The organism is Dokdonia sp. LLG6352-1 (assembly GCF_045055815.1).
In the GTDB taxonomy this organism is placed as follows: domain Bacteria; phylum Bacteroidota; class Bacteroidia; order Flavobacteriales; family Flavobacteriaceae; genus Dokdonia; species Dokdonia donghaensis.
Map to the genome: position 1 here is coordinate 1,804,093 of NZ_CP159329.1, position 26,696 is coordinate 1,830,788.

At 37.6% G+C, this 26,696-nt stretch carries 22 protein-coding genes; 17 read left to right on the plus strand and 5 right to left on the minus strand.

Going from position 1 to position 26,696, the window contains the following annotated elements:
* Positions 1-396 precede the first annotated feature (396 nt).
* Positions 397-666 carry a 30S ribosomal protein S15 gene (gene rpsO, locus ABVM49_RS08085; protein ID WP_375253613.1) on the minus strand — a complete coding sequence of 90 codons (270 nt, stop codon included), beginning with the start codon at positions 664-666 and terminating at the stop codon, positions 397-399.
* Between the two features lie 169 nt (positions 667-835).
* Between rpsO and ABVM49_RS08090 the strand changes: the two genes are divergently transcribed.
* Positions 836-1,666 (plus strand): hypothetical protein, encoded by an 831-nt coding sequence (locus tag ABVM49_RS08090; protein WP_405201444.1) that lies wholly within the window; start codon positions 836-838, stop codon positions 1,664-1,666.
* A 50-nt stretch (positions 1,667-1,716) separates the two neighbouring features.
* Here ABVM49_RS08090 and gldA read toward each other — a convergent pair whose 3' ends face one another.
* Positions 1,717-2,610: a gliding motility-associated ABC transporter ATP-binding subunit GldA gene (gldA, locus tag ABVM49_RS08095; RefSeq protein ID WP_405201445.1), complete on the minus strand. Its 894-nt coding sequence runs from the start codon at positions 2,608-2,610 to the stop codon at positions 1,717-1,719.
* Between the two features lie 563 nt (positions 2,611-3,173).
* Here gldA and ABVM49_RS08100 point away from each other — a divergent pair.
* The 4 genes from ABVM49_RS08100 (at position 3,174) to ABVM49_RS08115 (ending at position 7,208) form a co-directional block, all read left to right on the plus strand.
* Positions 3,174-3,992, plus strand: coding sequence for a prephenate dehydratase (locus tag ABVM49_RS08100; protein ID WP_021778337.1), 819 nt, complete (start codon positions 3,174-3,176; stop codon positions 3,990-3,992).
* The gene (locus ABVM49_RS08105) at positions 3,989-5,134 is read left to right on the plus strand and encodes a pyridoxal phosphate-dependent aminotransferase (RefSeq protein ID WP_405201446.1); all 1,146 of its coding nucleotides are present in this window, start codon (positions 3,989-3,991) and stop codon (positions 5,132-5,134) included. Before ABVM49_RS08100 ends, ABVM49_RS08105 begins: the two co-directional genes overlap by 4 nt.
* 74 nt (positions 5,135-5,208) lie before the next feature.
* On the plus strand, positions 5,209-6,060 hold the full coding sequence (locus ABVM49_RS08110) for a prephenate dehydrogenase (protein ID WP_299149798.1): 852 nt from the start codon (positions 5,209-5,211) through the stop codon (positions 6,058-6,060).
* 56 nt (positions 6,061-6,116) lie between these two features.
* Positions 6,117-7,208, plus strand: coding sequence for a bifunctional 3-deoxy-7-phosphoheptulonate synthase/chorismate mutase type II (locus ABVM49_RS08115; RefSeq protein WP_038600953.1), 1,092 nt, complete (start codon positions 6,117-6,119; stop codon positions 7,206-7,208).
* Positions 7,209-7,270: 62 nt separating this feature from the next.
* Here ABVM49_RS08115 and ABVM49_RS08120 read toward each other — a convergent pair whose 3' ends face one another.
* The gene (locus tag ABVM49_RS08120; RefSeq protein ID WP_405201447.1) at positions 7,271-7,924 is read right to left on the minus strand and encodes a hypothetical protein; all 654 of its coding nucleotides are present in this window, start codon (positions 7,922-7,924) and stop codon (positions 7,271-7,273) included.
* Positions 7,925-8,066: 142 nt separating this feature from the next.
* Between ABVM49_RS08120 and rsgA the strand changes: the two genes are divergently transcribed.
* From rsgA to queA, 9 genes are all read left to right on the plus strand, one after another.
* Positions 8,067-9,020: a ribosome small subunit-dependent GTPase A gene (gene rsgA / locus ABVM49_RS08125; protein WP_405201448.1), complete on the plus strand. Its 954-nt coding sequence runs from the start codon at positions 8,067-8,069 to the stop codon at positions 9,018-9,020.
* Positions 9,020-9,472, plus strand: coding sequence for a D-aminoacyl-tRNA deacylase (gene dtd, locus ABVM49_RS08130; protein WP_405201449.1), 453 nt, complete (start codon positions 9,020-9,022; stop codon positions 9,470-9,472). Before rsgA ends, dtd begins: the two co-directional genes overlap by 1 nt.
* 56 nt (positions 9,473-9,528) lie before the next feature.
* A complete protein-coding gene (locus tag ABVM49_RS08135; protein WP_405201450.1) occupies positions 9,529-11,424 on the plus strand; it encodes a DUF3857 domain-containing protein in 1,896 nt (631 codons plus the stop codon).
* A gap of 5 nt (positions 11,425-11,429) precedes the next feature.
* Positions 11,430-13,436, plus strand: a complete 2,007-nt coding sequence (locus tag ABVM49_RS08140) for a DUF3857 domain-containing protein (protein WP_405201451.1) — start codon at positions 11,430-11,432, stop codon at positions 13,434-13,436.
* A gap of 1 nt (position 13,437) precedes the next feature.
* Positions 13,438-15,438, plus strand: a complete 2,001-nt coding sequence (locus ABVM49_RS08145; protein ID WP_405201452.1) for a DUF3857 domain-containing protein — start codon at positions 13,438-13,440, stop codon at positions 15,436-15,438.
* A gap of 104 nt (positions 15,439-15,542) precedes the next feature.
* Positions 15,543-17,426: a hypothetical protein gene (locus tag ABVM49_RS08150; RefSeq protein WP_405201453.1), complete on the plus strand. Its 1,884-nt coding sequence runs from the start codon at positions 15,543-15,545 to the stop codon at positions 17,424-17,426.
* 3 nt (positions 17,427-17,429) lie between these two features.
* Positions 17,430-17,756, plus strand: coding sequence for a nucleotide pyrophosphohydrolase (locus tag ABVM49_RS08155; protein WP_021778348.1), 327 nt, complete (start codon positions 17,430-17,432; stop codon positions 17,754-17,756).
* A gap of 3 nt (positions 17,757-17,759) precedes the next feature.
* The gene (locus ABVM49_RS08160; protein ID WP_405201454.1) at positions 17,760-19,013 is read left to right on the plus strand and encodes a 3-phosphoshikimate 1-carboxyvinyltransferase; all 1,254 of its coding nucleotides are present in this window, start codon (positions 17,760-17,762) and stop codon (positions 19,011-19,013) included.
* 100 nt (positions 19,014-19,113) lie between these two features.
* Positions 19,114-20,163, plus strand: a complete 1,050-nt coding sequence (gene queA, locus ABVM49_RS08165) for a tRNA preQ1(34) S-adenosylmethionine ribosyltransferase-isomerase QueA (RefSeq protein ID WP_405201455.1) — start codon at positions 19,114-19,116, stop codon at positions 20,161-20,163.
* A 197-nt stretch (positions 20,164-20,360) separates the two neighbouring features.
* On the opposite strand, the gene ABVM49_RS08170 is transcribed toward queA, so the two are convergent.
* A complete protein-coding gene (locus tag ABVM49_RS08170; RefSeq protein WP_405201456.1) occupies positions 20,361-21,833 on the minus strand; it encodes a helix-turn-helix domain-containing protein in 1,473 nt (490 codons plus the stop codon).
* Positions 21,834-21,958: 125 nt separating this feature from the next.
* On the opposite strand from ABVM49_RS08170, the gene aceB reads away from it, so the two are divergent.
* Together aceB and ABVM49_RS08180 are read left to right on the plus strand one after the other, a co-directional pair.
* Positions 21,959-23,554: a malate synthase A gene (gene aceB, locus ABVM49_RS08175; RefSeq protein ID WP_405201457.1), complete on the plus strand. Its 1,596-nt coding sequence runs from the start codon at positions 21,959-21,961 to the stop codon at positions 23,552-23,554.
* A gap of 64 nt (positions 23,555-23,618) precedes the next feature.
* Positions 23,619-25,229, plus strand: a complete 1,611-nt coding sequence (locus tag ABVM49_RS08180; protein WP_299149782.1) for an isocitrate lyase — start codon at positions 23,619-23,621, stop codon at positions 25,227-25,229.
* Between the two features lie 55 nt (positions 25,230-25,284).
* On the opposite strand, the gene ABVM49_RS08185 is transcribed toward ABVM49_RS08180, so the two are convergent.
* Positions 25,285-25,437 (minus strand): hypothetical protein, encoded by a 153-nt coding sequence (locus ABVM49_RS08185; RefSeq protein WP_405201458.1) that lies wholly within the window; start codon positions 25,435-25,437, stop codon positions 25,285-25,287.
* Between the two features lie 56 nt (positions 25,438-25,493).
* Between ABVM49_RS08185 and ABVM49_RS08190 the strand changes: the two genes are divergently transcribed.
* Positions 25,494-26,657 (plus strand): pyridoxal-phosphate-dependent aminotransferase family protein, encoded by a 1,164-nt coding sequence (locus tag ABVM49_RS08190; protein ID WP_405201459.1) that lies wholly within the window; start codon positions 25,494-25,496, stop codon positions 26,655-26,657.
* Positions 26,658-26,696: the final 39 nt, after the last annotated feature.

A 26,696-nucleotide genomic window follows, 5' to 3' on the forward strand; every position in this document is an offset into this window, starting at 1 on the left:
TTGCTATAATCCCGCTTTCGCGAAAAATGTTAATAGTTCAGAACACCCTTCGTGGGTATTCATAGTGTCGTTGTGTTGTGTAGTTGATGTATCTCAAACAGATACGGGATGATAAATGGGTAGTTACTTCCCAAAAATCGGACACCAATGAAAAACTAGCTGTGAAAGCTTTCTCTGCCATTTTGTTATGATGTATAATCATACAAAAGGTCTTATGTAATATGTCTTGCCTTAAGGCGAAAATCTGAAGTTTTAGTAAGTAACCTTTATGGTAGTGTACTAATGTGTTTTCAGAATTTGATCCGTTTTGAAATTTCGCGTAAGCGTACCTCTCAAAACATCGGTATTAAATATATAGAAAAAGGGAGCCGTGAAGCTCCCTTTTTTAAAAAATTCTTATTTACGGATACCTAGCTCCTTAATAATAGCTCTGTAACGTAAGATATCTTTTTTCTTTAAGTAATCAAGTAAAGAACGACGCTTACCTACCAGCATTACTAGTGAACGCTCAGTATTATAATCCTTACGGTTATTCTTTAAGTGCTCAGTTAAGTGTGTGATACGGTGCGTGAATAAAGCGATTTGACCCTCTGCAGATCCTGTATCGTTTTTCCCTTTTCCGTGCTTTGCAAAAATTTCTTCTTTTACTTCTTTTGATAAATACATTCCAATATTGTTTTAAATGAGATCGATGTATGTCGTGATAGTGTCTCTATCAGCGTGCAAAGATATAAATAATAATATCAAATAAAATAAATCGCACAAATATTTGTTTGTGATTAAACCTATTGATTTTAATAAAGTCTTAACATTTGAACCTTTAAAACAATGTATTATGAAACCTCAAATCAAAATTCCTTTAGTAGCACTATTAAGTATTGTTATGATCACCATCTCTTGCTCTGATGATGATGAGAATGTCACAACCCAAGAAGTATCTACAGAAAACCTTACACTCGCAGCTCAAGTAGATGTAATAGATGACGCAAGTTATGACATTGTAGAAAATGTATATTTAGAAAATGTGCAAGATACACGTAGTACTGTAGTAACTAGCTTTTTTCCAGAATGTGCTACACTAGATGTAATGCCTAATGGTGATGGTAGTGGTAACATACTTGTAAGCTTTACAGAAGCTTGTACACTTAATAATGGTGCCGTTGTATCTGGACAAATTACACTTGCATATGCCGCTGTAAACGAGGGTACGCGTGAAGTCACTTATGAGTACAATGATTTTACTTATAACGGTCACGGGGTGACTGGTGGCGGTACCGTAGTAAGAACCTTTGAAAATACAAACGGAAACCCGCAAGCTGTACTAACCTCTAGTATCACAGTAGACATTGCAAATAGTGATGTAGATGCGGCACGTACATTATCTAGAACTCGCGAGTGGGTAGAAGGAGTAGGTTCTGGAACGTGGACAGATAATGCTTTTCTTATTACAGGTAACTGGGACACCACATTTACTAACGGATTGTCTAGAAGTGGTGAAGTAACTAGCGCACTACGCAGGGAAGCTACCTGTCCTTATTTTGTAAGTGGTGAGCTATCTATCGTTACTCAAAACGATATAGAAGGAACACTAGATTATGGTGATGGCACTTGTGATAACGTAGCAGTTATTACCATAGCAGGTCAAGAGTTTACCATCCAGTTATAAATAAAAAACCTTATATAAATTGCCTTCTAGTAGTACCTAGAGGGCATTTTTTATGCGGTAAGTTCTGTAAACAGACTCTCGAGACTGGCGTTTTTCTGGTTGAGCTGTAAGATCTTGAGCTCATTATCGTGTGCAAAGTCAAACACGTTTGCACGCATATCCTCTTGCGTAGCAAAGGTAATCTCATAGGTAAAGCCTGTCGTGTTTTTTACACTGGCTACCTTATCGAGCCTGCTTAGCGCAACTTCTTCTACGCGGTAGTCAAACTCTACTATAACCACTTGCTGCTCGCCATCTCGTAGCTCGCTCATCTTTCTATCTGCTACAATCTGTCCCTTATTAATAATAATCACACGGTCACAAATGGCTTCTACCTCTTGCATAATGTGAGTGCTCATTAATATAGTCTTATGTTGCCCTATATTTTTTATAAGGCTACGTATCTCTAGTAACTGGTTAGGATCTAGACCGGTAGTAGGCTCATCTAGTATAAGCACTTCTGGATTGTGCAGCAGTGCCGTGGCAAGACCTACACGCTGGCGATAACCTTTTGAGAGTTGGCTTATTTTTTTATGTGCTTCTGGAGTGAGTCCTGTGAGCTGTATCACCTCTGCTATGCGTTCTTTACGTACCTTATATATACCAGCATTAAAAGCGAGGTACTCCTTTACATACATCTCTAGATATAGCGGGTTGTGCTCTGGGAGATAGCCTACAGCGCTACGTACCTGTTGTACCTCTTTACGTGTATCATACGAGTTTACGTGAGCGGTACCTTGAGTAGGAGCGAGGTAGGTGGTTAAGATTTTCATCATTGTACTTTTACCGGCACCGTTAGGACCTAGAAAACCTACTATCTCACCTTTGTTAAGTGTAAACGAGATGTCGTCTAGCGCTTTCTGAGTGCCATAGGTTTTTGTAATTCCGTGTACGTGGATAGACATATGATGATTTTGTTCTTACACAAAGTTAGTAAATAAGGGATGAGCATAAAACGTAACAGTCACGAGTTTCTTGTGTTCATTACTATATAGGAGTAGGAGCTTGATCTATTTTAAGCGCTAGTTCTAGTGCTTATAGTTATTTTGATAACGGTGTGACGCTATAGCAGTCTTATACTAAGCTTTTTAGTGTTGAGATGTGTGTGAGATTATGTGGATGTGATGACGCTTTCGCGAAAGCGTACAAAGTACCATTGTGAAATCCATAATAAAATAGGCTTAATAAAATTTATTTCGCAAAAGAGATGGTTTGTCGCTTCTCATTAGATTTTTTTTCTACATTAGCAGTCTAAGAATTGAATATGCAAACGCAAGTTTATTATTGGAACAACTTTTTTTATTTCTTCTTTTTTAAGAAGAGATCAGGATTGGTATTGCAGTAATTAGACATACTCAAAACTAGAAAAGTCCTGATAAAAATTTTTATCAGGACTTTTTTATTGGAGTCAATTCAAGTTAAATAAAATTTAGAAAGGTGATTACAAATCATCTATAGAAAACAGATTATGAAAGTAGCGATACAAGGCGTACAAGGATCATTTCACCACAAGGTGGCTCAAGAGTTTTTTGGGGCAGATGTGGAGGTGCTGGAGTGTATGTCTTTCCCAAGGCTGGTAGATGCGTTGCTAGATGGTGAGGTAGATGATGCCGTGATGGCTATAGAAAATACTATAGCAGGAGCCATATTACCTAACTATGCATTACTGGATGATCATAATCTTACTATAGAAGGCGAGTACTACCTAGATATACAACACAACTTAATGGCGCTTAAAGGGCAAGATCTTACTACCATAAAAGAAGTATGGTCACACCCTATGGCAATATTGCAATGTAGACAGTTCTTTAGAGACTACCCGTCTATAAAACTGGTAGAAGATACAGATACGGCGGGAGTTGCAAGAGAGATAAAAGAACGCAATCTAGCGGGTATTGCCGCCATTGCAAGTACGACAGCGGCCGAAATCTATGATTTATCAATCATTAAGTCATCTATACAAACTGTAGATGAGAATGCTACTCGCTTCTTTATCCTTAATAAAAATGGAAAAGAAGCCGAAGGGGTTATAAACAAAGCATCACTGCGATTTACAACAGACCACAAGCGTGGGAGCCTGGCAACAATTCTTAACGTGCTAAGTGATTGCAAGATGAATCTCACAAAAATTCAATCTATGCCCATCATAGAGAAACCTTGGGAGTATGCCTTCTTTGTAGATGTCACTTTTGATAGTGTAGAAAGTTTTAAGAAAGCAACCACTTTAGTCTCGCTTATGGCAAAAGATTTTAAAGTGTTAGGTGCCTATAAAAATCAGAAGCAATGAGTAAGCCAGCAAATAGATTACAAGAAACTAAAGAGTACTACTTCTCAAAAAAGTTAAAAGAAGTACGTGGTCTCATAGCTGCTGGTCACCCTGTGATTAATATGGGTATAGGAAGTCCAGATATGCCAGCACCTCCAGCAGCTGTGTCTGCAATGCTCAAGGGCTTGCACGATAGTGTTGCACACCAGTACCAAAGCTATACCGGTATACCAGCACTAAGAGAGGCAATGGCTACTTTTTATAAAGATAATTATGGAGTCACAGCGCAAGCAGATACCGAGATCTTACCACTAATGGGGTCAAAAGAGGGGATTATGCATATCTCTATGGCTTTTTTAAATCCTGGAGATAAGGTGTTATTTCCTAATCCTGGGTATCCTAGTTATGCGGCAGTAACAAGGCTCGTAGAGGCAGAAGCACTTACCTATGACTTAACCGCAGAAAATGGATGGTTGCCAGATCTTAAAGAACTGGCAAAGCAAGACCTATCCCAAGTAAAATTAATGTGGGTAAACTACCCGCATATGCCTACAGGTACAAAGGTGCCAGATGGTTTTTTTGAAGAATTAATCACTTTTGCAAAAGCGCAAGATATTCTTGTTATAAACGACAACCCATATAGCTTTATACTTAATGACAACCCACAGTCATTGCTCGCAGTACCAGGAGCAATGGATGTAGCGCTAGAGCTTAATAGTTTAAGTAAAACATATAATATGGCAGGCTGGCGCGTGGGGATGGTGCTAGGTAGTGCAACACATATAGGTCACATATTACGTGTGAAGTCTAATATGGATAGCGGGATGTTTTATGGTATACAAAAAGGAGCCATTGCAGCACTAGGTCTTGGTAAAGATTGGTTTGATCATATTAATGGTATCTACGCACAAAGGCGTACTCTTGTTTTTAAACTAGTAGAAACGCTAGGGTGTAGCTATGATAGTAACCAAGTAGGACTCTTTGTATGGGCAAAGTTGCCATCAGGTATAGACGCCGAAGCATTTATAGATAAAATGCTACTAGAGAAATACATATTTATCACCCCAGGCACCATTTTTGGAACGATGGGAGCAGGCTATATACGTTTTAGCCTCTGTGTAAAGGAAGAACAAATAAAAGAAGCCATAGAGAGAGTAAAGTAATAAGGATGCTGAATATTGTTAATTAATAAGTGTAAGGTGTTGATTTTCAAATAAAAGTGTAGAAATAAAGATAAATGAAAGACATTTGTATCATAGGGGTAGGGCTTATAGGAGGCTCTTTTGCACGAGATTTGCGCGCGCAGTTGCCAGAAGCAACCGTGTGTGGTATAGATGCCAGTAAAGAACATCTTGATGAAGCACTAGCGTTAGGCTTTATAGATAAGGCGGGTGTACTGGAGGATGTTGCAAAGGCAGACCTGGTTGTGCTAGCAATACCAGTAGATGTAGCGATACACGTACTACCAGACGTTCTTAACATAATAAATGATGATACCGTAGTGATAGATATGGGCTCAACAAAACAAGCTATTTGTGAGGTTGTAACAAATCATCCTAAACGCCGAAATTTTCTAGCGTGTCATCCCATCGCGGGAACTGAGTTTTCTGGACCTAGCGCGGCAATCACGGGTCTTTATGAAGGAAAAACAAACATCGTTTGTGAGGTAGAAAAAACCGCCTTTAAGCTCCAAGAGCCAGTGCTTGACCTTTTTAAAAATATGGGAATGCGTATGCGTTATATGGATCCAGTTTCTCACGATAAGCACATTGCATATATGAGTCACTTGTCACACATAAGTGCATTTATGCTAGGTAAAACGGTTATAGATAAGGAGAAGAATGAACGTGATATTTTTGATATGGCGGGCAGTGGGTTTGCATCTACCGTGCGTCTAGCAAAAAGTAATCCCGTGACCTGGACCTCTATTTTTAAACAAAATAGAGATAACGTATTAGAAACACTCACAGAGTACATTGCAAATCTCAATGATTTTAAATCACTTTTGGAAGCCGAAGATTATACAGGAGTACACAATGAGATGGAAAATACAAACCACATAAAAGAAATATTAAACGGAATAAAATAGTTTTACGCTTTCGCGAAAGCGGAATCACAAGCCCAAAGCGGCACAAATTAAATAATATGGAAAATAAAAAAGAACTTAGAAATTGGTTAGACGCTTTTGGCCTTGATCACCCACTCGTGATAGCAGGACCTTGTAGCGCAGAGACAGAAGCACAGGTGCTTAAAATTGCACACCAGCTTAAAGACACAGATGCTACGGTACTACGTGCTGGTATCTGGAAGCCTAGAACCCGCCCAGGAAACTTTGAAGGGGTAGGTGCATTAGGTCTTAAGTGGCTTCAAAAAGCAAAAGAAGAAACAGGAATGCTTACCACTACAGAGGTGGCAAATGCAAACCACGTTGATCTTGCACTAGAGGCAGATATAGATATTTTATGGATAGGAGCACGTACAACAGTATCTCCGTTTATCGTGCAAGATATTGCAGAGGCGCTTAAGGGAACGGATAAAACGGTTCTTATCAAGAACCCGGTAAACCCAGACCTTGCATTATGGCTCGGAGCTGTAGAGCGTTTTTACACACAAGACATTAAAAACCTTGGAGTGATACACAGAGGATTCTCAACGTACGAGAAGACACGCTACAGAAATAATCCAGAGTGGCAAATCGCTGTAGATTTACAGAATAAATTTCCAGATTTACCATTAATTCTTGACCCTTCACACATTGCAGGGCGTCGTGATATTATACACGATTTATGTCAGACAGGTCTTGATCTTAACTATGATGGTCTTATGGTTGAGACACACTATGATCCAGATAACGCTTGGAGTGATGCTGCACAGCAAATTACACCAGCTACGCTTGTACAGATGATGAAGGATTTAAAAATCCGTAAAGAAGTAGGTACAGAGGTAGAGTATAATAATAAACTTAATACACTACGTACTCAGATAGACGTTATAGATCACCAGCTTATTGAAAACCTTGGGAAGCGTATGAAAATATCTGATGGAATAGGGGAGCTCAAGGCAGAAAATAATGTCTCAATACTACAAACAAAGCGTTGGAACGAGATCCTTGGGAAGATGATTCTAGAAGGAGAGCAACACAACCTAAGTGAGGAGTTTATCTTACGTGTGTTTAAAGCAGTGCACCAAGAGTCTATAAACCACCAGAAAAAAGTGGCACAGATGCAAGGAGCTTAAGCTTCTACTAAGCAAAAAAGACCAGCCGTGAGGCTGGTCTTTTTTTTAAACTCTGTAATATGTTAATTATTCTTAGTGTATGCTAGTCTACGAGAGGCTTTGCGCATAAGTACATTCACTAGATCTTCTGGTGAGCTACCTAGACCACCCCTTACTTTTTTGTTGTAGTTCCATAAAAGGGTACCATCTGCTCCGTTGTTTACACTCATATTTACAATGGCAGTATTTGTAGAGCCCCAGAAGCCCACAAGTAGACCTAAAGCTATACTCGCTCCATCACTCATAGGTTTGTTAGTTTCATAATCGCCAGAAATAACGGCATCTACTTCTAAAATTTTTGCAAGATCATCTGTAGTGTACTCATAAAGATTAGAATAGTCAATCCCTTGTTTTTTAAGTAAAGCATTTGTTCTTGACGGTTGTTGAATTTCTAGGGTAGTCAGTTTGCCTCTTTTTTTTCTCTTAAGAAACCAGGAAAACATACCTGTTTGTAAACTCTCACCTTCTGCTTTTTCAAGACGTTCTAGCTGCTCGTCTGTCATATCTTTCATTTGCTTAGGTCTTAGTTTTACCTGCGTTTTAAAAGGTACAATTGCAATAATCTTGTGATCTTTTGCAATAACGTCAAATTCAGGATTTTCGTAAAGGCTAGTTTGTGCAAATACAGTTGGAGTAATAGCAATTATTGCTAGAAGGAGAAAAATAATTCTTTTCATTTAATATAAATTTGATTGATTAAGCGACGAAAATAACATAATTAACGAGATAATTCCTACATCGATCAATTATTTAAGGACTTTGCCACATTTGTTTATGGAGTATTAAAAAAGAGGTTATTTTTACACCTCACAATACACTATGACAGGAACAGTTTATAAATCTACAGGGAGTTGGTATACCGTTAAGGCAGAAGACGGGAGGTGGTTTGAATGTAGAATAAAAGGGAAGTTCCGTATTAAAGGAATCAAGAGTACAAACCCTGTTGCAGTGGGTGACGTGGTAGATTTTGATCTAGATACAAAAAGTGATGTAGAGACTGGTGTGATTACAAACATACACCCCCGCGAAAACTACATTGTACGTAAGTCTGTAAATCTTTCTAAGCAAACCCACATCATAGCAAGTAATGTAGATACCGTTTTCTTACTGGTAACTCTTAATAATCCTCCCACGTTTACAGCATTTATAGATCGTTTTCTAGTTACTGCAGAGGCATATCACATTAAAGCAGTATTGCTTTTTAATAAAATAGATACTTATAACGAAGAAGAAATACTAGAGATACGATACCTAGCGGCTATCTATCGCGAGATAGGGTATGAGTGTGTAGGTATATCTGCCATTACCGGTAAAAATGTAGATACTGTAAAGGAAATGATGGAAGGTAAGACCTGTATGTTTACCGGACACTCTGGTGTAGGTAAGTCTACCCTGGTAAACGCCATAGAACCTACACTAGACCTCAAGACAAAACAAATAAGTGTACAGCACAGCCAGGGGCAACACACCACCACCTTTGCAGAGATGTTTGACCTAGGTTTTGATGCGCGCATTATTGATACACCAGGTATAAAAGGCTTTGGTATTGTAGATATGGAACGCGAAGAAATAGGAGATTACTTTCCTGAGTTTTTTGCTCTTAAGAGTGAGTGTAAGTTTAATAATTGCTTACACCTAGAAGAGCCAAAATGTGCCGTAAAAGCTGCGCTTGACAATGATGAAATCCCGTGGTCTCGCTACAAGAGTTATACCCAAATACTTGCCGGTGATGATGACCAGCATTACAGAAAAGATATTTATCCAGAAGAATAATGAAAGCAGTCATACAGCGAGTTACACAGGCTTCGGTTACTATAAATGGTGTTGTAAAGTCAGAAATAAAAAGCGGACTTCTCGTGCTGTTAGGTGTTACTCACGAAGATACACAAGAGGACATAGAGTGGCTTTCTAATAAAATTATAGGCTTACGTATTTTTGGCGATGAGCAAGGTGCAATGAATCTTTCTGTGGGTGATATAGATGGTGATATTTTAGTGATAAGCCAGTTCACATTATTTGCCAGTACAAAAAAAGGAAATCGTCCTTCTTTCTTACAAGCAGCACGTCCAGAACACGCAGTGCCTATGTATGAGGAGTTTGTAAGTACGCTTTCGCGAAAGCGTAATAAACCCACTTATACAGGAGAGTTTGGTGCAGATATGAAAGTGCAACTGCTCAATGACGGGCCAGTTACTATAACTATAGATACAAAAAATAGGGTGTAGCGACTTGTGCGGTAGGTGTCTTTTTTATATTTTGCTGACACATCAATCAAATCAAAATGCGCATACCTACTTTCCTCCTATGTATGTGGGCACTATTTGCCTACTCTCAAGATAATTTATATACGTCAAAAAAAATTCCTGAAGACCTTTTAAAATCTGCAAACAGTGTCTTGCGTTTTGAAAAGCATACCATAGATATACCTAATTCATCTACCATAAAAACAGCTCACAAACGCGTGGTGACTGTTTTAAATAAACGTGGTAATAGAGATGTAGAGGCATATATGTATTATGATGATGTTACTCGCATAAAAAATGCTTCTGTTGTAATATATGATGATAGCGGTAAGGAGGTTAAAAAGTATAAACAACGCGACTTTAAGGATGTAAGCGCTGCAGACGGTATAAGTCTCTATATAGATACACGCTTGTTATTTCTCGATTTTACGCCTACCAGCTATCCTTACACTGTCGTGGTAGAAAGCGAGATTGTCTCAAAAAATACAGCTTCTATTCCATCTTTTTATGCAAACGAGGGGTATTACTCAAGCACAGAAGAAAAGATTTTTGAAATTAACTATGCAGATGAGGTTGATTTAAAGCACAAAATGTACGGGGATTATGAAGGTATAGAAGTAGAAGAATCTCAAAATACGCTACGGCTTGTCGTTAACAATTCTCCAGCGCTTGTTCCAGAAGATTATAGTCCTGGGTTTAGAAATATAGTGGGTAGGGTGGCTATTGCTCTTAATGATTTTCACTTAGAAGGGCTAGATGGAGACGCTCGTGACTGGGGTACTTTTGGACAGTGGATGAATGAGAATTTGCTTCAAGGTGCGCAAGACTTACCGGAAGAAACAACTACACAGGCAAAGGAACTTGTAAAAGGCATTAACGATCCTATAGCTAAGGCTAAGATTATATATGATTTTGTGCAAAACAAAACACGATACATAAGTGTGCAAGTAGGTATAGGTGGCTGGAAACCTATGCTAGCATCACAAGTAGATAAACTGGGTTATGGTGATTGTAAGGCCCTTACAAATTACACAAAATCTTTACTTGAAGCGGTGGGGGTGCCATCCTACTACACGATTCTTTATGGGAGCCGTGACAAGCGTGATATAGAAAATGACTTTACAGCTATACAGGGTAATCACGCAATTTTATCTGTACCCACTGATGATGATTATGTGTGGTTAGAATGTACAGATCAAGAAGTTCCATTTGGTTTTATAGCTGGTTTTACAGATGATCGAGATGTACTTGTCGTAAAGCCAGATGGAGGTGAGATTGTTCATACCAAAAAGTATACGGCTCAAGATAACTATCAGACAATGAATGGTTCTTTTACTATAGATGCTAGCGGTAATGCTCAAGGAGGAGTAAGCATCAAATCTGGAGGTTTACAATATGCTGGTAAATACAGGCTCGTCGCAGAAAACCAAGACGATAAAAAGAAGTATTATTATAAGTTTTGGAATTACCTAAATAATGTATCCTTAACAAGCATTGACCTTTTAAATAATCGTGATGAAGCTATCACTACCGAAAACATAGAACTTGAAGTAGAAAATTATGCTTCATTTGCTGGTGATGAAATGCTTGTTCCTCTCAATTTATTTAATAGATATACAGCGCTTCCAGATCGTGTTAAAAATAGAATGTTTGAAGTAGAAATATCAAGAGGGTTTAAAGATGAAGAAACTATTGAGATTAATCTTCCCGATGATTTTATGATTGTAAGTATTCCCGAAGGAAAGCAGGTTGATTCCCCGTTTGGGTCATATACCTACAGTATAACCCAAGCAGAGAACTCAAAGATTATCTATAAGAGGTCGTTTCTATTTAACGAAGGGACTTACAGTAAAGAAAATTATTCAAAACTTAGAAGCTTTATAAGAAGTGTAATAAGAAGTGATCAACAAAAAATCGTCATCAAAAAACAATAATTCATATGAAAAAATCACTACTCATCACTATTTTAATGTTTCTTGCTATAGTTACTACTGCTCAAGATTATGACTTTGGAAAAGTATCTAAAGAAGAGATTCTGCAAAAGGAACACCCCAATTACCCAGATGCAAATGCAAGTATTTTATATAGAAATACCGATACGAAATTTGGTTATAGTCAAGACGAAGGTTTTTATGTCAAGACAGAGGTACAAGAGCGTATAAAGATTTACAATCAAGATGGATATGACGAGGCTACAATAATGCTGAGCCAGTATATAGGAGAAAGAGAAGAAGAGCAAGTTACAGGTATAAAAGCATATACTTATAACTTAGAAGGTGATAAGATTGTTGAAAGTAAATTACAGTCGCGTGATATTTTTAAAGAAGAGAAATCGAAATATAGGAAAGTTATTAAGTTTACAATGCCAGATATAAGTGACGGTTCTGTAATTGAATATAAGTATACTTTTAAATCACCTTTTTATTCAAATATAGACGAGTTTAGATTTCAAGAAGAAATACCAGTAGATCGAGTAGGTATGAGGTTTTTTGCACCGGAGTACTTAATCTATCGTACACACGGTAAAGGAGTAATACCCCTCAATCTAACTACAGATAAAAGGAATCGTACCTTGAGATTTAGATATACAAGCACAAAACTTGCTGAAGTTGCAACATCTAGATCTTCAAATGAGGAGGTAGAGTTTATTGAGAATGGATATATAGTAAACTTAAGTAACGTTCCTCCTATAAAGAATGAGCCGTATTCTGGAAATCTCAATAATTATATGTCTGCATTAAAGTTTGAACTGGCTATGACAAAATTTCCTAATAGCGAGATAAGATCTTATGCGACGTCTTGGGAAGATGTAGCTAGCAAAATTTATCAGTCTACAGGATTTGGAAAGGAATTAGATCGCCAGAATTACTATAAAAAAGATATTGATAAGCTTATAAGCAGTGCATCGAGCCCGACTGAGAAGATGTTCCTTATCTATGATTATGTAAAAAGTAAGATGACTTGGAATGACTACTACGGTGTTTATGTAGATGCTGGTGTAAAAAAAGCCTATAAAGATGGTGTAGGTAATGTGGCCGACATTAACCTAATGCTCTCTTCTATGCTTAGATATGCGGGTATAAGATGTAGTCCGGTATTGTTAAGCACAAAAAATAATGGTATTCCTGTTTTTCCAACACGTACTGGTTTTAACTACGTAGTGGCAGGAGCTATTGTAAACGATAATTTGTATTTGCTAGACGGTGCCGATAAATCCGGAACTCCAAATGTTTTAAAACCAGAACTTCTAAACTGGATGGGTAGAATGGTTAAGGCAGATGGATCTTCAAGATTAATAGATTTATTTCCGTCTAGACCCGCTACGCATATAGGAATGCTTACTCTAGAAGTTACAGATGATATGATAATTTCTGGGAATGCCAAAAATAGATTTTCTGGTCACTATGCAAGATCAGAGCGTAACAAGTTTGCTGCACTTACTAGTGACGAGCAGTTGGAAAAATTAGATAGTTATTATGAGAGTATAGATGCAATAGACGTTTCTTTTAAAGACTTAAAAGTAGGTTCCAAACCACTCACGCTTGAATACAATTTTGAAGCAGAAGAGATGATAGATGAAGCTGGAGATAAGCTTTATATAAATCCACTAGCTCATTTAGGAACAACAAGAAATTACCTTACCGCAGAGGAGCGCAGCCATCCTGTAGATTATGTGTATCCTTGGTCAGATAAGTACACGGTTTCTATTAAAATTCCAGAAGGATACCAGGTAGAGTCTGTGCCTGATGATCTGGCAATAAATCTTGTGGACAATATGGGGTCATATCGTTTTGGTGTAACCGTGTCTGGAGATAAGGTAAATGTAGGGTTGCAAAACACGATGAGTACGGCCCTTGTTAACTCTAACTACTATAAAGACTTGCAAGCCTATTTAAAAATGATAGTTGCAAAGGAGAGTGAAAAAATTGTGTTTAAGAAAATATAATATGAAATACACTCTAACTGTAATAGTGCTCATATGTTTTTTTCAAACTAATGCACAAGAATTTAAGTCTGGTAAGATAGATCAAGATTGGTTTGAAAAAACTCTCACAGAAGAGCAACTAGAAGCGCCAGCGGTCTTTCTTGAAAAATATAGAGATACAAATTTTGAATATCGAGATAACCTAGATGGATGGACGCTTTTTACAACAATTCATAATGTAATAAAGATAAATAATACCGAAGGTTTGGAATATGGTACCCATAAAGTTGTATTACAACATCAGGGAAGGCAAGAAGAAAAAATAGATAGAATTGAGGCCTATTCCTATTCAAAGTCGAGCGCCGGAGTAGAGCGAACTAAAATGTCTCGTAGCGAGGTTATAGACAATAAGCTCAATAAATGGTTAGACGAAAAAGTAATAGTAATCCCAAATGTTAAGGTTGGGGATATTATTGAGTATTCATATCGTGTAGAATCTACCTATTGGCATATTAAAGATTTAAATGTTCAAGAAGACATCCCTGTGTTGCACGCTTATGCGAAAATTGCTATTCCACAATTCTTTGATTATAATGTTTATGTAAAAGGAGATATTCAGATTGTTCCAAAATTATCAGTGGGCGGAAGAACCGAAAACTTCTCTACAGAAGATAAAAACCCTTTTGGTGGAAGAACTCAGCGTACAGATTTTGCAAACATAAGATTTAAAGAAAATATTAGTGAGTTTGAATTTTCAAATGTCTCTCCTATTATAGAAGAGGAGTTTACAAATAATATTGAAAACTTTAGAAGTGCAGTACTATGGGAACTAGGAGCTGTAGAAATGAGTAAAGGTAATAAAGTAAATAGAGCCAAAACTTGGGATCAGGTTGCAGACTATTACTATGAGCAGTTGGAACTAAGCGATAATCTAGAGAGCACTAATTTTTTAGATGAAAGTGCTCAAGCTCTTAAATCTAAGCACAGTAATCAAGTAGAGCTTATAGAAGCTGTTTATAGATTTATACAAAACAAAATGACTTGGGATGAGAAGGAGTACAACTATGACACTCCTGACCTGAGAAAAGCTTTTAAGGATGGTAGCGGTTCATCTTATGAAATAAATGTGCTTCTTGTTGCTCTACTCAAGAAAGTAGGACTTAATAGTTCTCCAGTTATGGCAAGTACAAAAAGTAATGGAGTGCCTCTCTATCCTACTGTAAACGGGTTTAATTATGTACTCGCCGCAGTTGTAAAAGATAATGAGTGGTTAGTTATGGATGCCACAGAAAAAAATGCAATACCAGGTCTATTACCAGAGCGAATTATGAACTGGGAAGGGCGGCTTGTAAAACAAAACGGAACATCTAAAGGAATTCCACTATTTGCTAAGAAATTTTCCTCTCAAAAAACGATGGTGATAGCTTCTGTAAATACAGAGGGTATAGCAACCGGTAAATTGAGAGCTAGTTATTCTAATAATCTGGCATTGAGTTTTGTAAATATATACAAGCCTGCTGCTGCGAGTACTAGAGAAAAAATTCTAGCAAAAGAGTTTGAATCGGACCTCATAACAAATCCACAGTTTAAATTTGGAACCTTACCTAAGTCCAGTACCGTGTCGTTTGCTTTTGAAGATGATACCAGTGAGATTATAGGGGATAAGTTGTACATTTTGCCACAGCTGTTTTTGAGTGCTACTGAAAATCCTTTTACTCTAGAAAAGCGTTCTTATACCATAGACTTTAGTTACCCTAAACAAATTGAAAATGTAGTAACCTTAAACTTGCCTGTCGGGTATGCTATAGCCTCTTTGCCAGAAGCTATAGAAATTAATTTACCTGGTAATATGGGAGTTTATAGATTTAAATGTAGTAGCGCAACGGGTACAAGTGTTCAGGTAGTAAGATCTTTATCTATTAATACGACTCTAATTGATGCAGAGATGTATAATGAAATAAAGAAATTCTTTGCCCAAATTGTAAATAAAGAAAAAGAAACTATAGTCTTAATAAAAGGATAGATACCATATTGAAGTTTTTGGTTCTTTCGTGCTATGTGATAGGATTTGAAAAAACTACAACCCTAAGAAAGGTAGACTAACCTCAAAATCTTATATACATTATAATGATTAACCAATTGTCAAATCATATTCTATTTACTGCTAGAGTCTTAATTATTTTAGGTTTCTCCTTCCAGACTTATGGACAAATAGACCTTTTTGAAGAGGTCACAGAAGAGATGTTAAGCCTCACTAAAGATGAGTTATTTCCAGATGCTGTAGCAATTATTTTAGAAAGAAATGTAGAGGTTGAGGTAGGTGGTTACGTAATAGTAAAAGAGCGAGTTAAGATTTTTAATAAAGAGGGCTATGATTATGCGACGGTAGATTTTCCTCACCAAAATATTGAAAAAATATCTGGACAAACTTACAATCTCGTAGATGGAAAGATTGCTATAACTCAACTCAGTAAAAGAATTTCTTTAGCAGGAAATGACAAGGGTGAAAAAATCAAAAAGTTAGAATCATTTACAATGCCTCAAATACGAGAGGGTTCCATTTTTGAATATGTTTATAAAGCCACAAGAGGCACTTTTAATGATATACCCTTGCAGTTTTCTATTCCCGTAAAGAAAATAAATATATCTATCCGTAATGCGTCAAGATATCATTATGATATACTTCAGAACCCTAGAGCTTTATTAGATCTTACTATCACAAAGAGTAATGAAACCACGTATCTGTCTAAAACAAATATAGCTCCTTTAAAAAATGAGAAATATGTTTTTGACATCAATCAGTATAGGTCTAAGTTAGAAATAAGTACTACTGGTGCTGTATACAACAAGAAGTATAATACGTTTGATAAATATGTTGAGAGTCTCGTAAGCCGAACAAGTTTTATAAATGGGTACAAGCCTGTAAAAACTTATAAGGATGACGTGGCTCAAGTCATTAAAGGTGTGACAGATAAGGAGAAGCAGGTAGAATTATTATATAATTTTATTAAATCCCATAAAAAATGGAACGGCTATTACGGTATTTGGCCTGATAATGAATCTGCTAGATTTGCCTACAAAAATCCAGAAGGTGATGGGGCAGACATCAATATGCTTTTGATTTCCGTCTTAAAAAGTATAGGTTTTACTGCTGCTCCAGTCCTAGTGTCTTCTAAGCGTAATGGTTTGCCTATAACTCCAAGTTCAGATGTTTTTAACTACGTGCTTGCAGGTGTGTATCTTGACGGTAATCTTAAATTGCTAGACGCTGCAAGTAATAAAGCAAATTATAATATGCTCCCTAAACCAATGGTAAATTGGCGCGGTATCCTTATTAAAGAAGATAAGAGTTATGAATGGGTAGATCTTAAATTTCAAAGCGTTTCAAAATCAAGTACACTGGTTACGGCACAAATTGACGAAGACTTGGTTCTTACAGGTAATGTAAAGTATAGACTTAATGGTCATTATGCGTCAGATAGTCAAGAGACGCTAAAAGATGTCTCAACCGAAAAGTTTTTAAAGTTTACAAATATTGATGATGGTAATTACGAGATAGAAAATCTTACAAGAAAAAGTGTTGATACCATTGCTCATCAAAGTGTTTGGGACTATGAGTTTACAAATGAGTTTGATATTGAGGAAGTAGGAGATAAAATTTATCTGTCACCTTTACTTATGTATGGTAAGCAAACTAATCCATTTAAAAATGAAGAACGCTTATACCCTATTGATTTTGGTTATCCTAAAGTAAGTTCGCATATGATTAACATTAGTATTCCAGATGGTTATAAAGTGCAAACTATTCCAGAGATGATGAGAATCGCAATGCCAGAAAATATAGGAAGCTACTTATATAGCATAAACGTAGTAGATAATGTCATTCAAGTAGTTTCTAGGTTTACAATTAAAGAAAGTGTTGTACCTATCGATTTTTATGGCGAATTGCGTAAATTTTTCAGCCTAAGAGCAGAAAAGGAAAAAGAAACCATAGTTTTGGTAAAAAAATAAATTATGAATATCTCAAACGCTCAGCAGGCTGTAGACGACTGGATAAAGACTCACGGTGTGCGATACTTTAATGAACTCACTAATATGGCTCAACTTACCGAAGAAGTAGGAGAGGTAGCCAGAATCATTGCACGCCGCTATGGAGAGCAAAGTGAGAAAGAAAGTGATAAAGGTAAAGACCTAGGTGAGGAGCTTGCAGATGTAATGTTTGTGGTACTATGCCTAGCAAACCAGACAGGTGTAGATTTACAAGAAGCATTTGATAAGAAGCTCGACATAAAAACAAAACGTGATCACGACCGTCATCACAACAATGAAAAATTAAAGTAAGCTATGCTTTTAAAAGTTCACCATACAGCGGCACATTGCAGCGGCGATATACAGATTACAGGTTCTAAAAGCGAGACTAACAGGCTACTTATTTTACAAGCACTCTTTGATGGTATTACATTAAAAAATATATCAAATAGCGATGATGCCCAAGTTATGCAAAAGGCACTATCATCTAGTGATGAGGTGGTAGACATACATCACGCGGGTACTGCTATGCGTTTTCTTACGGCCTATTTTTCTATTCAAGAAGGGAGAGATACACTCCTTACCGGTAGTGCTCGTATGCAAGAACGCCCTATGGCAATACTGGTTGAGGCGCTTCAAGAGCTGGGAGCTCAAATCACATTTACTCACAATGAAGGGTACCCACCATTACAAATAAAAGGGAAAACATTACAGCGCGATGAGGTAACACTCAAGGCAAATGTGAGCAGCCAGTATATCTCTGCACTTATGATGATGGGAGCAAAGCTAGATAGCGGCCTTACCATACATCTTGATGGAAAGATTACCTCGGTTCCTTACATAAATATGACGCTTGCGTTATTACATCAGCTTGATATAGAGGCTACCTTTGAGGGGCAAAAAATAGTGATAAAACCGGGTAGAACTTCAGCGGTAGCTAGAGAGATAACGGTCGAGTCAGACTGGAGTAGTGCGTCGTATTTTTATAGTATTGTTGCGCTTTCGCGAAAGCGTAATTTTAACACCCCACACACCATTACCATAGCTAGTTATAAAGAAAGCAGTCTTCAAGGAGATGCTGCTCTTAGAGAAATATACAAGCAACTGGGCGTGGTTTCTAGTTTTGCAGGAGATAAGCTCACACTCTCGCTTAATCAAGATTTTGAGTTGCCAGAAACGATAACCTTAGATCTTGCAAACTCACCAGACATTGCACAAACTATAGCGGTAAGCTGTTTAGGTCTAGGCGTAGGATGTCATCTTACAGGCTTACATACACTTAAAATAAAAGAGACAGATAGACTTGAGGCCTTGCGTGAGGAAATTACAAAGCTAGGAGGTAGTATTATGGTTACAGACCAAGATCTTACGTTATTGCCTCAAAAAGCTACTGTAAATGAGAATATTACCATAGCGACATATCACGATCACCGTATGGCAATGGCCTTTGCTCCGCTTGCTTTACAAGTACCGTTACTTATAGAAGATGCTGGTGTTGTGTCAAAATCATACCCAGATTTTTGGACAGATCTAGAAGTTTTAGGCTTTGGTCAAGAGATAATTGGCTAAAGACTTGACAACCCCTATCTCGAGATTGTATATTTGCCGTCTTGCGAGGTAGCGCAATATGTGCGGCAACTCGCCTACAAAACAAAAACCAGAACCCTTTATGAAGTTATCACACTTTGACTTTAATTTACCAGCAGAATTACTAGCAGAGCACCCTGCCGAAAACAGGGACGAGTCTAGATTAATGGTCCTTAATCGCAAGGAGCAAACCATCGAGCATAAGATGTTTAAAGATCTTATAGATTATTTTGAGCCAGAAGATGTTATGGTACTTAATAATACAAAGGTTTTTCCGGCACGTTTATACGGTAATAAAGAGAAGACAGGAGCACGTATCGAGGTATTCTTACTTAGAGAGTTAAACTCTGAGACACGACTGTGGGATGTACTTGTAGATCCAGCACGTAAAATACGTATAGGTAATAAGTTATACTTTGGTGATGATGAGAGTCTAGTTGCAGAGGTAATAGATAACACAACATCACGTGGCCGTACGTTACGTTTCTTATATGATGGGTCTTATGAAGAGTTTAGAAAAAAACTTACTTCACTAGGAGAAACACCATTACCAAAATACATAAATCGTGAGGTAGAGCCAGAAGATGAGGAGCGCTACCAGACTATCTATGCAAAAGAAGAAGGAGCCGTAGCAGCACCTACCGCAGGACTACACTTCTCAAAACACCTATTAAAGCGTTTAGAAATTAAAGGTATTGATTTTGCTGAGGTTACATTACACGTAGGTCTTGGTACATTTAGCGCGGTAGAGGTAGAGGACCTCTCAAAGCACAAAATGGATAGTGAGGAAGCATACATACGTAAGCCAGCCACAGAGATTATAAATAAAGCTATTTCAGAAAAGCGTCGTGTGTGTGCCGTAGGTACTACCGCAATGCGCGTGATGGAAAGTGCTGTATCTAGTAGCGGTACACTTAACGAGTTTAGTGGTTGGACTAATAAATTTATATTCCCACCATATGACTTTAGTATTGCAAACTGTATGATTACAAACTTCCACACGCCTAAGTCTACATTACTTATGATGGTGTCTGCCTTTGCAGGTCACGATTTTATGAAGCGTGCTTATGATGAGGCAGTAAAAGAAAAATACAAATTCTACTCTTATGGAGATGCAATGTTAATTATCTAATACATTGCTATAATGTACAAAAGCCCAGACTGTAAAGTTTGGGCTTTTTTTGTTTGTAGCACTATCTTATGGTGTACTTATATAGGTAGTATCCCGCTTTACATTGCAATTCCTCGTGCCGGCTACGCCAGGCAACTGCGGGATTTACATTACAATCGGGGCTAGTAGGTATAGTCGGTTTGTATCTTTTAGTGTGATTAATATATATCATTAAGCTGCTCTACAATAGCGGCTATTTTTTTATTCTTTGAAGTTCGATTTAAAACCTTTGGAGGAGCTTGTCTCACTTCACAATCTGTAATGGCACAACGTTCACAAGTAACCCCTACGTTACGAGTAGGTATATTTGGGTCATTGAGAAGTTTTATTTTACGCTCAAGTTGTTTATTTATGAGTAGCCCTATACTAATGCTTCTAAACTTGTTCTCTTTAAAAGGATCTTTTGTTGCAGTAGAGAGCACTAGATACTGTACGCCCTCATTCTCATAGTTAGATATTTGTAAGTCAAACTTACTATTCTCATTACTCTTAGATAAATCTTTGAGCACCTGTAAAGACACCCATCTCCTGCAGTAATGTTCATCACTCTCATTTGCTCGTGGCGCGTGCTGGTGCGCTAGATGTAGCTCTTTTGTGAGGTGAAATTTTGTGTCATTAAGCTTGTGTGTAAACCGCAAGAAAAACAAGTTTTTGATATTAAACTCCTTAGGTAGAATATTAGTAAGCCTTTGGTAAAAAGACTCTGGTGATGCGTTAAATTCATTTGTGATGTGCTCAAAAGAATCTTTATGAAAAATAGGTTCCTTAAAAATATCTTTAATTTTTGCCGTAAGGTTTTTACGAGGTATTATTAATGCTCCTGCAAAGTAAGAGGCATAAAAATTATTAAGTACCTGGTCAAAAGTTTCAAATAGTATCCACGGGAAGGTATATAGCCTTTCTTTGATCTTTAGATAGTTATAGGCTATTTCCTTTGCATAAATAAAGGTTCGCTGTGACTCGTCTATATCATTTGCGACTAGTAGTGTGCGTGATTTAGGTATAAAAACAGATCGTAAGTTGTCTAGATCTTTGTGTTTATCGAGTTCATCATTTTTTATGGAGTAGTTGTATTCTTCTATGAGGATTTCCTCTAGCTCGTTTGATGAGATACTTTGCCCTATGTTTATTTGATACGATTTTACAAAGTCGAGTACCTTTTGCTCGATGTTATCAAAGTAGTTGTTATTTGCTTCTTGATATGAGCGCACAGAGGCAAGAAAAAAGCTTTCCCTCCCAAAGTTGTAATGCTGTGCAATTTCTATGATAGTACTTATAAATGCGTTGACTTTTGCCGGCGCATTAGATACAATATCTATGAGATCACTTTCTTTTATACCAAAAAGCTCTAGAGGAATCTCTTTAAGAATCTTTGATTTTAAGATTTCACCTATAGGAGCGAGGTTTTTATCCAGTTTTAAAGACACCATTTGATCGTACGGAATGTCTAATTTTTCCGAAAGCGTAAATATTTTATCAGGTTTTGGATATTTTTTTCCGTGTTCAATTTCATTTAAATATGACTTTGATAGTCCGGTTAATTTTGATAATCCAAAAAGAGATAGGTTTTTGTCAGTCCTTATCTGGCGTAGCTTAAGCCCAAAAATTAGTTTGATATCTTCTTCATCCATATACACAAATATAAGGCTTTTTGCGAATACTTAATTTTAGTGAAAATATATTTTTAGCGAACGTTCGCTTTTTTTATCAAAGTATTTTTTTTAACATTGTGGTGTAGAATTTAAAACAGCAATAGATGGCACCAGAAATAAACCAGTATGCAATAAGTTTTAACCGTAATGTTAAAAGCTATTACTCAGAGATATTAACAGATGAGGCTTTAGACTTTATTAAAGCCCTTCACGAACGGTTTAATTCCAGACGGTTAGAATTACTACAAGCAAGAGAGCAACAGCAGCTATTGTTTGATCAAGGTGAGAAACCTTCATTCCCAACAGAGACAAGAGATATTAGAGAGGGGGAGTGGGTTGCAGGAGAGATTCCTCACGATTTGCAAGACAGAAGAGTGGAGATTACTGGGCCTACAGATCGTAAAATGGTTATAAATGCGCTCAACTCTGGAGCAAGAACTTTTATGGCAGATCTAGAAGATAGTACCGCACCTAGCTGGCAGAATGTGATGGAAGGTCAGATTAATCTTCGTGATGCTGTAAATAAAACGATAACATATCATCACCCTACTAAGGATAAAAAATATACACTTAATGATGAGATTGCCACTTTACTAGTAAGACCTAGAGGATGGCATCTCAATGAGAAGCATTTACTTATAGATAATGTAGAAGTATCGGGTTCACTGGTAGATTTTGGATTATACTTTTTTACAAACGTTTCCCAACTTTTACAAAATAACACAGCGCCTTATTTCTATCTGGCAAAGTTGGAGCACTATCTAGAGGCAAGACTCTGGAATGATGTATTTGAGTTTGCACAAGAGTACCTGCAGTTGCCTTTAGGTACTATAAAATGTACAGTACTTATAGAAACTATTACAGCAAGTCACCAGCTAGATGAAATTATTTATGAATTAAAAGACCACATCGTAGGTCTTAACTGTGGGCGTTGGGATTATATATTTTCATACATCAAGAAGTTTAGAAATGATCCAGACTTCTTAGTGCCTAATCGTGACCAGGTAGGGATGACCGCACCATTTATGGATGCCTATTCAAAACTTGTTATACAACGCTGTCACAAAAGGAAAATCTTAGCCATAGGCGGTATGGCAGCACAAGTGCCTATAAAAAATAACCCTCAGGCAAATAAGGCAGCTTTAGAAAAAGTAAGAAAGGACAAAGAGCGTGAGGTAAAAAATGGACACGATGGTACCTGGGTAGCACACCCAGCACTAGTGCAAGTTGCGATAGATGAGTTTAATGCATATATGCCAGCACCTAACCAGATGGAAGTCACAAGAGATGATGTAACCGTCACGGCAAATGATCTTATAGCTATTCCAGAAGGTACGGTTACAGAGGACGGGGTTCGTAAAAATATCAACGTAGGTATTCTGTATCTCAATGCTTGGCTCAGTGGCCAGGGAGCAGTCGCACTCTATCACCTTATGGAAGATGCTGCTACAGCCGAAATCTCAAGAACTCAAATCTGGCACTGGCTTAAAAATAAAGCCGTCTTAGAGGGTGGAAATATGCTTACTAAAGATCTGTACACAATGCTTTTTGATGAAGAGGTAGAAAAAATAATAACACAGGTGGGTGCAGATAAGATAGAGGCAACCCAATTTGAAAATGCTTTTAATCTCTTTAATGATCTCGTCTTATCAGAAGATTTTGAAGAATTTTTAACTACACCAGCATACACGTATTTATAAATACAATCTATATAGAATAGCCTTACAGGCTTTTAAATAAAATAATCTCTTAATACTAATTACTATGTCAAATTATAATTCAGCCCTTGAAGTTATTCGTACACTTAAAGCAAAGCACGGAAACTCGTGGAGTTCTATAAGCCCAGAAAACACGGCTCGTATGTCGGTGCAAAATAGATTTAAAACCGGTCTTGATATCGCAAGATACACTGCAGCTATTATGCGTAAGGATATGGAAGAATATGATGCAAACCCTATGAATTATACGCAATCGCTAGGTTGCTGGCACGGATTTGTGGCGCAGCAAAAAATGATTGCTGTAAAAAAGCATCACGGCACTACAAATAAAAAATACTTATATCTTTCTGGATGGATGGTTGCCGCTTTACGTTCGGAACTAGGGCCGTTGCCAGATCAATCTATGCACGAAAAAACTGCCGTGCCTAAGTTAATAGAAGAGATTTACACTTTTTTACGCCAGGCAGATGCTGTAGAGCTCAACGATCTATTTCGTCGTCTAGATGCTGGTGAAGATGTGCAGGATCAAATAGATAATTATGAGACGCACGTTGTGCCTATCATTGCAGATATTGATGCAGGTTTTGGTAATGAAGAGGCAACATACCTTCTTGCAAAAAAAATGATAGAGGCAGGTGCTTGTGCTCTTCAAATAGAAAATCAAGTGTCTGACGCTAAGCAGTGTGGGCACCAAGATGGAAAGGTAACCGTACCGCACGAAGATTTTATTGCAAAAATTAATGCACTACGCTATGCCTTTTTAGAACTAGGAGTAGAGCAAGGTGTTATTGTAGCAAGAACAGATTCTGAGGGGGCTGGTCTTACTCAAAAGCTACCGGTAAGTCAGGAGCCAGGAGATCTTGCATCGCAATATCTTGCTTTTGTAGAGGCAGAAGAGATAGATATTGCTACTGCAAAAGAAGATGATGTGCTGCTAAAACGCGATGGTAAAATTGTACGTCCAGTAAGACTACCTAACGGACTGTATAAATTCAAAAACGGAACAAATATAGATCGTGTAGTACTAGATTGTATTACGAGTTTACAAAATGGAGCAGATCTTTTATGGATAGAAACCCCTACACCTAATGTAAAGCAAATCGCTCATATGGTTAACAGAGTGAGAGCGGTAATGCCTAATGCAAAACTGGTATACAACAACTCACCGTCATTTAACTGGACACTAAATTTCCGTAATCAAGCTTATGACGAGATGCTAGAAGAAGGAGAGAATATGACAGCTTATGACCGTAATAATCTTATGGATGTAGAGTATGATAATACAGAGTTGTCACACCGTGCAGATGAGAAGATTAAAACCTTCCAGATGGATGGTGCAAGAGAGGCTGGTATCTTCCACCACCTTATTACATTGCCTACATATCACACCACTGCGCTGCATATGAATAATCTTACCGAAGGCTATTTTGGAGATCAAGGTATGCTAGCCTACGTAAAAGATGTGCAGAGAGAAGAAATACGCAAAGGTGTTTCTTGTGTAAAACACCAAAGAATGGCTGGCTCAGATCTGGGAGATGATCACAAAACATTTTATGCAGGAGACAGAGCTCTCAAGGCTGGTGGGGCAAATAATACAAGTAACCAGTTTACTGTAAAAGAACCCGTAACAAAGCAAAAGGCTGTGCTCGCAGAGTAAGTAAACCTCAATTTGTTGTAAGAAGGCGATGCTTGCTCACATCGTCTTTTTGAAATTAAAGAAATTTCAGTCCAGATATAGTCTTTGGTAGGAAGTATAGGTTTACACTATCTGGCTGGAATTTCTTATTTGTATAATAGTTGTATGGAGTGTTATTGCGCTTTCGCGAAAGCGTATATCTAAAAAGTTGTATCATTATAATGAGCATCTTTATGTAATGATTTACTCACTTCAGAAAAGAGCCTTAACATATTATTGAAAATTATGAAAAGCAGAAAATTACTTATGATACCTGGCCCAATAGAGTTTGAACCAGATGTATTGCAAGCAATGGCTGTGCCTACCACAAGTCACGTTGCACCAAATTTTATAGACGTTTTTGGAAACGCTCTGGATATGATGAAGGAAGTTTGGAAATCAACTAGTGGTCAGCCTTTTATAGTTGCCGGAAGCGGAACGCTAGCTATGGATATGGCGGCGTCTAACCTTATTGAGAAAGGAGATAGTGCGCTTGTCATTTCTACCGGATATTTTGGTGAGCGGTTTAAAGATATTCTAGAAACTTATGGCGCAGAAACTACGGTTCTTAGTGCGCCTATAGGTGAAGTAGTGCCTTTAGATATTATAGAGGAAACGCTTAAAGAAGGCTCCTATAAATTACTCACATTTACTCACGTAGATACATCTACAGGAGTTATGGTAGCGCCAGAGGCTATATGTAAGCTTGCGCAAAAGTATGGAGTACTCACTATACTTGACGGGGTATGCTCTGTAGCAGGTGAAGAAATTTTACAAGAAAAGTGGGGAGTAGATGTGGTATTAACTGGATCTCAAAAAGCCATAGGTGTACCGCCGGGGCTTGCACTGCTTGTTGCTTCTCAAAAAGCGCTAGAAGTCTGGAAAAATAGAAAAACACCCGTAGGTAACTATTATGCTTCTTGGAATAATTGGCTACCTATAATGATTGCTTATCAAGAAGAGAGACCATCTTATTTTGGCACGCCGCCTGTAAATCTTATTTTGGCCTTAGAGAAAAGCTTAGGTATTATTTGTGATGAGGGAATAGGTGCAAGAGTGCAAAGACATAAAAGGCTTGCTCGAGCCTTTAGAGCTGCAATAACCTCTCTTAATTTATCTATTTTACCTATAGAAGATGTTATCGCTGCTCATACACTAACAGCGGTCTATTATCCAGAAAATATAGATGGAGCATTACTGCGTGCTCATATGGTAGCAGATGATGTTATCGTAGCGGGAGGATTGCTTTCTGAAATTAAGACAACTTATTTTAGAGTAGGGCATATGGGGTCTGTATCATCTAATGATTTGCTAGCTGTGCTGGGAGCGCTAGAGCGTGCGCTACAATCTCAGAACTATCCTTTTGAAATGGGAGTAAGTCTTAGAACATTTCAAGATAGTTTCATTTAGTATTGATTATCATATTTAAAACAATAAAGCCCTCATAAT

What these genes read in the sequence shown, in the direction of transcription:
- rpsO (WP_375253613.1), bottom strand. Translation starts at nt 666, where the DNA reads ATGTATTTATCAAAAGAAGTAAAAGAAGAAATTTTTGCAAAGCACGGA.
- ABVM49_RS08090 (WP_405201444.1), top strand. Translation starts at nt 836, where the DNA reads ATGAAACCTCAAATCAAAATTCCTTTAGTAGCACTATTAAGTATTGTT.
- gldA (WP_405201445.1), bottom strand. Translation starts at nt 2,610, where the DNA reads ATGTCTATCCACGTACACGGAATTACAAAAACCTATGGCACTCAGAAA.
- ABVM49_RS08100 (WP_021778337.1), top strand. Translation starts at nt 3,174, where the DNA reads ATGAAAGTAGCGATACAAGGCGTACAAGGATCATTTCACCACAAGGTG.
- ABVM49_RS08105 (WP_405201446.1), top strand. Translation starts at nt 3,989, where the DNA reads ATGAGTAAGCCAGCAAATAGATTACAAGAAACTAAAGAGTACTACTTC.
- ABVM49_RS08110 (WP_299149798.1), top strand. Translation starts at nt 5,209, where the DNA reads ATGAAAGACATTTGTATCATAGGGGTAGGGCTTATAGGAGGCTCTTTT.
- ABVM49_RS08115 (WP_038600953.1), top strand. Translation starts at nt 6,117, where the DNA reads ATGGAAAATAAAAAAGAACTTAGAAATTGGTTAGACGCTTTTGGCCTT.
- ABVM49_RS08120 (WP_405201447.1), bottom strand. Translation starts at nt 7,924, where the DNA reads ATGAAAAGAATTATTTTTCTCCTTCTAGCAATAATTGCTATTACTCCA.
- rsgA (WP_405201448.1), top strand. Translation starts at nt 8,067, where the DNA reads ATGACAGGAACAGTTTATAAATCTACAGGGAGTTGGTATACCGTTAAG.
- dtd (WP_405201449.1), top strand. Translation starts at nt 9,020, where the DNA reads ATGAAAGCAGTCATACAGCGAGTTACACAGGCTTCGGTTACTATAAAT.
- ABVM49_RS08135 (WP_405201450.1), top strand. Translation starts at nt 9,529, where the DNA reads ATGCGCATACCTACTTTCCTCCTATGTATGTGGGCACTATTTGCCTAC.
- ABVM49_RS08140 (WP_405201451.1), top strand. Translation starts at nt 11,430, where the DNA reads ATGAAAAAATCACTACTCATCACTATTTTAATGTTTCTTGCTATAGTT.
- ABVM49_RS08145 (WP_405201452.1), top strand. Translation starts at nt 13,438, where the DNA reads ATGAAATACACTCTAACTGTAATAGTGCTCATATGTTTTTTTCAAACT.
- ABVM49_RS08150 (WP_405201453.1), top strand. Translation starts at nt 15,543, where the DNA reads ATGATTAACCAATTGTCAAATCATATTCTATTTACTGCTAGAGTCTTA.
- ABVM49_RS08155 (WP_021778348.1), top strand. Translation starts at nt 17,430, where the DNA reads ATGAATATCTCAAACGCTCAGCAGGCTGTAGACGACTGGATAAAGACT.
- ABVM49_RS08160 (WP_405201454.1), top strand. Translation starts at nt 17,760, where the DNA reads ATGCTTTTAAAAGTTCACCATACAGCGGCACATTGCAGCGGCGATATA.
- queA (WP_405201455.1), top strand. Translation starts at nt 19,114, where the DNA reads ATGAAGTTATCACACTTTGACTTTAATTTACCAGCAGAATTACTAGCA.
- ABVM49_RS08170 (WP_405201456.1), bottom strand. Translation starts at nt 21,833, where the DNA reads ATGGATGAAGAAGATATCAAACTAATTTTTGGGCTTAAGCTACGCCAG.
- aceB (WP_405201457.1), top strand. Translation starts at nt 21,959, where the DNA reads ATGGCACCAGAAATAAACCAGTATGCAATAAGTTTTAACCGTAATGTT.
- ABVM49_RS08180 (WP_299149782.1), top strand. Translation starts at nt 23,619, where the DNA reads ATGTCAAATTATAATTCAGCCCTTGAAGTTATTCGTACACTTAAAGCA.
- ABVM49_RS08185 (WP_405201458.1), bottom strand. Translation starts at nt 25,437, where the DNA reads ATGCTCATTATAATGATACAACTTTTTAGATATACGCTTTCGCGAAAG.
- ABVM49_RS08190 (WP_405201459.1), top strand. Translation starts at nt 25,494, where the DNA reads ATGAAAAGCAGAAAATTACTTATGATACCTGGCCCAATAGAGTTTGAA.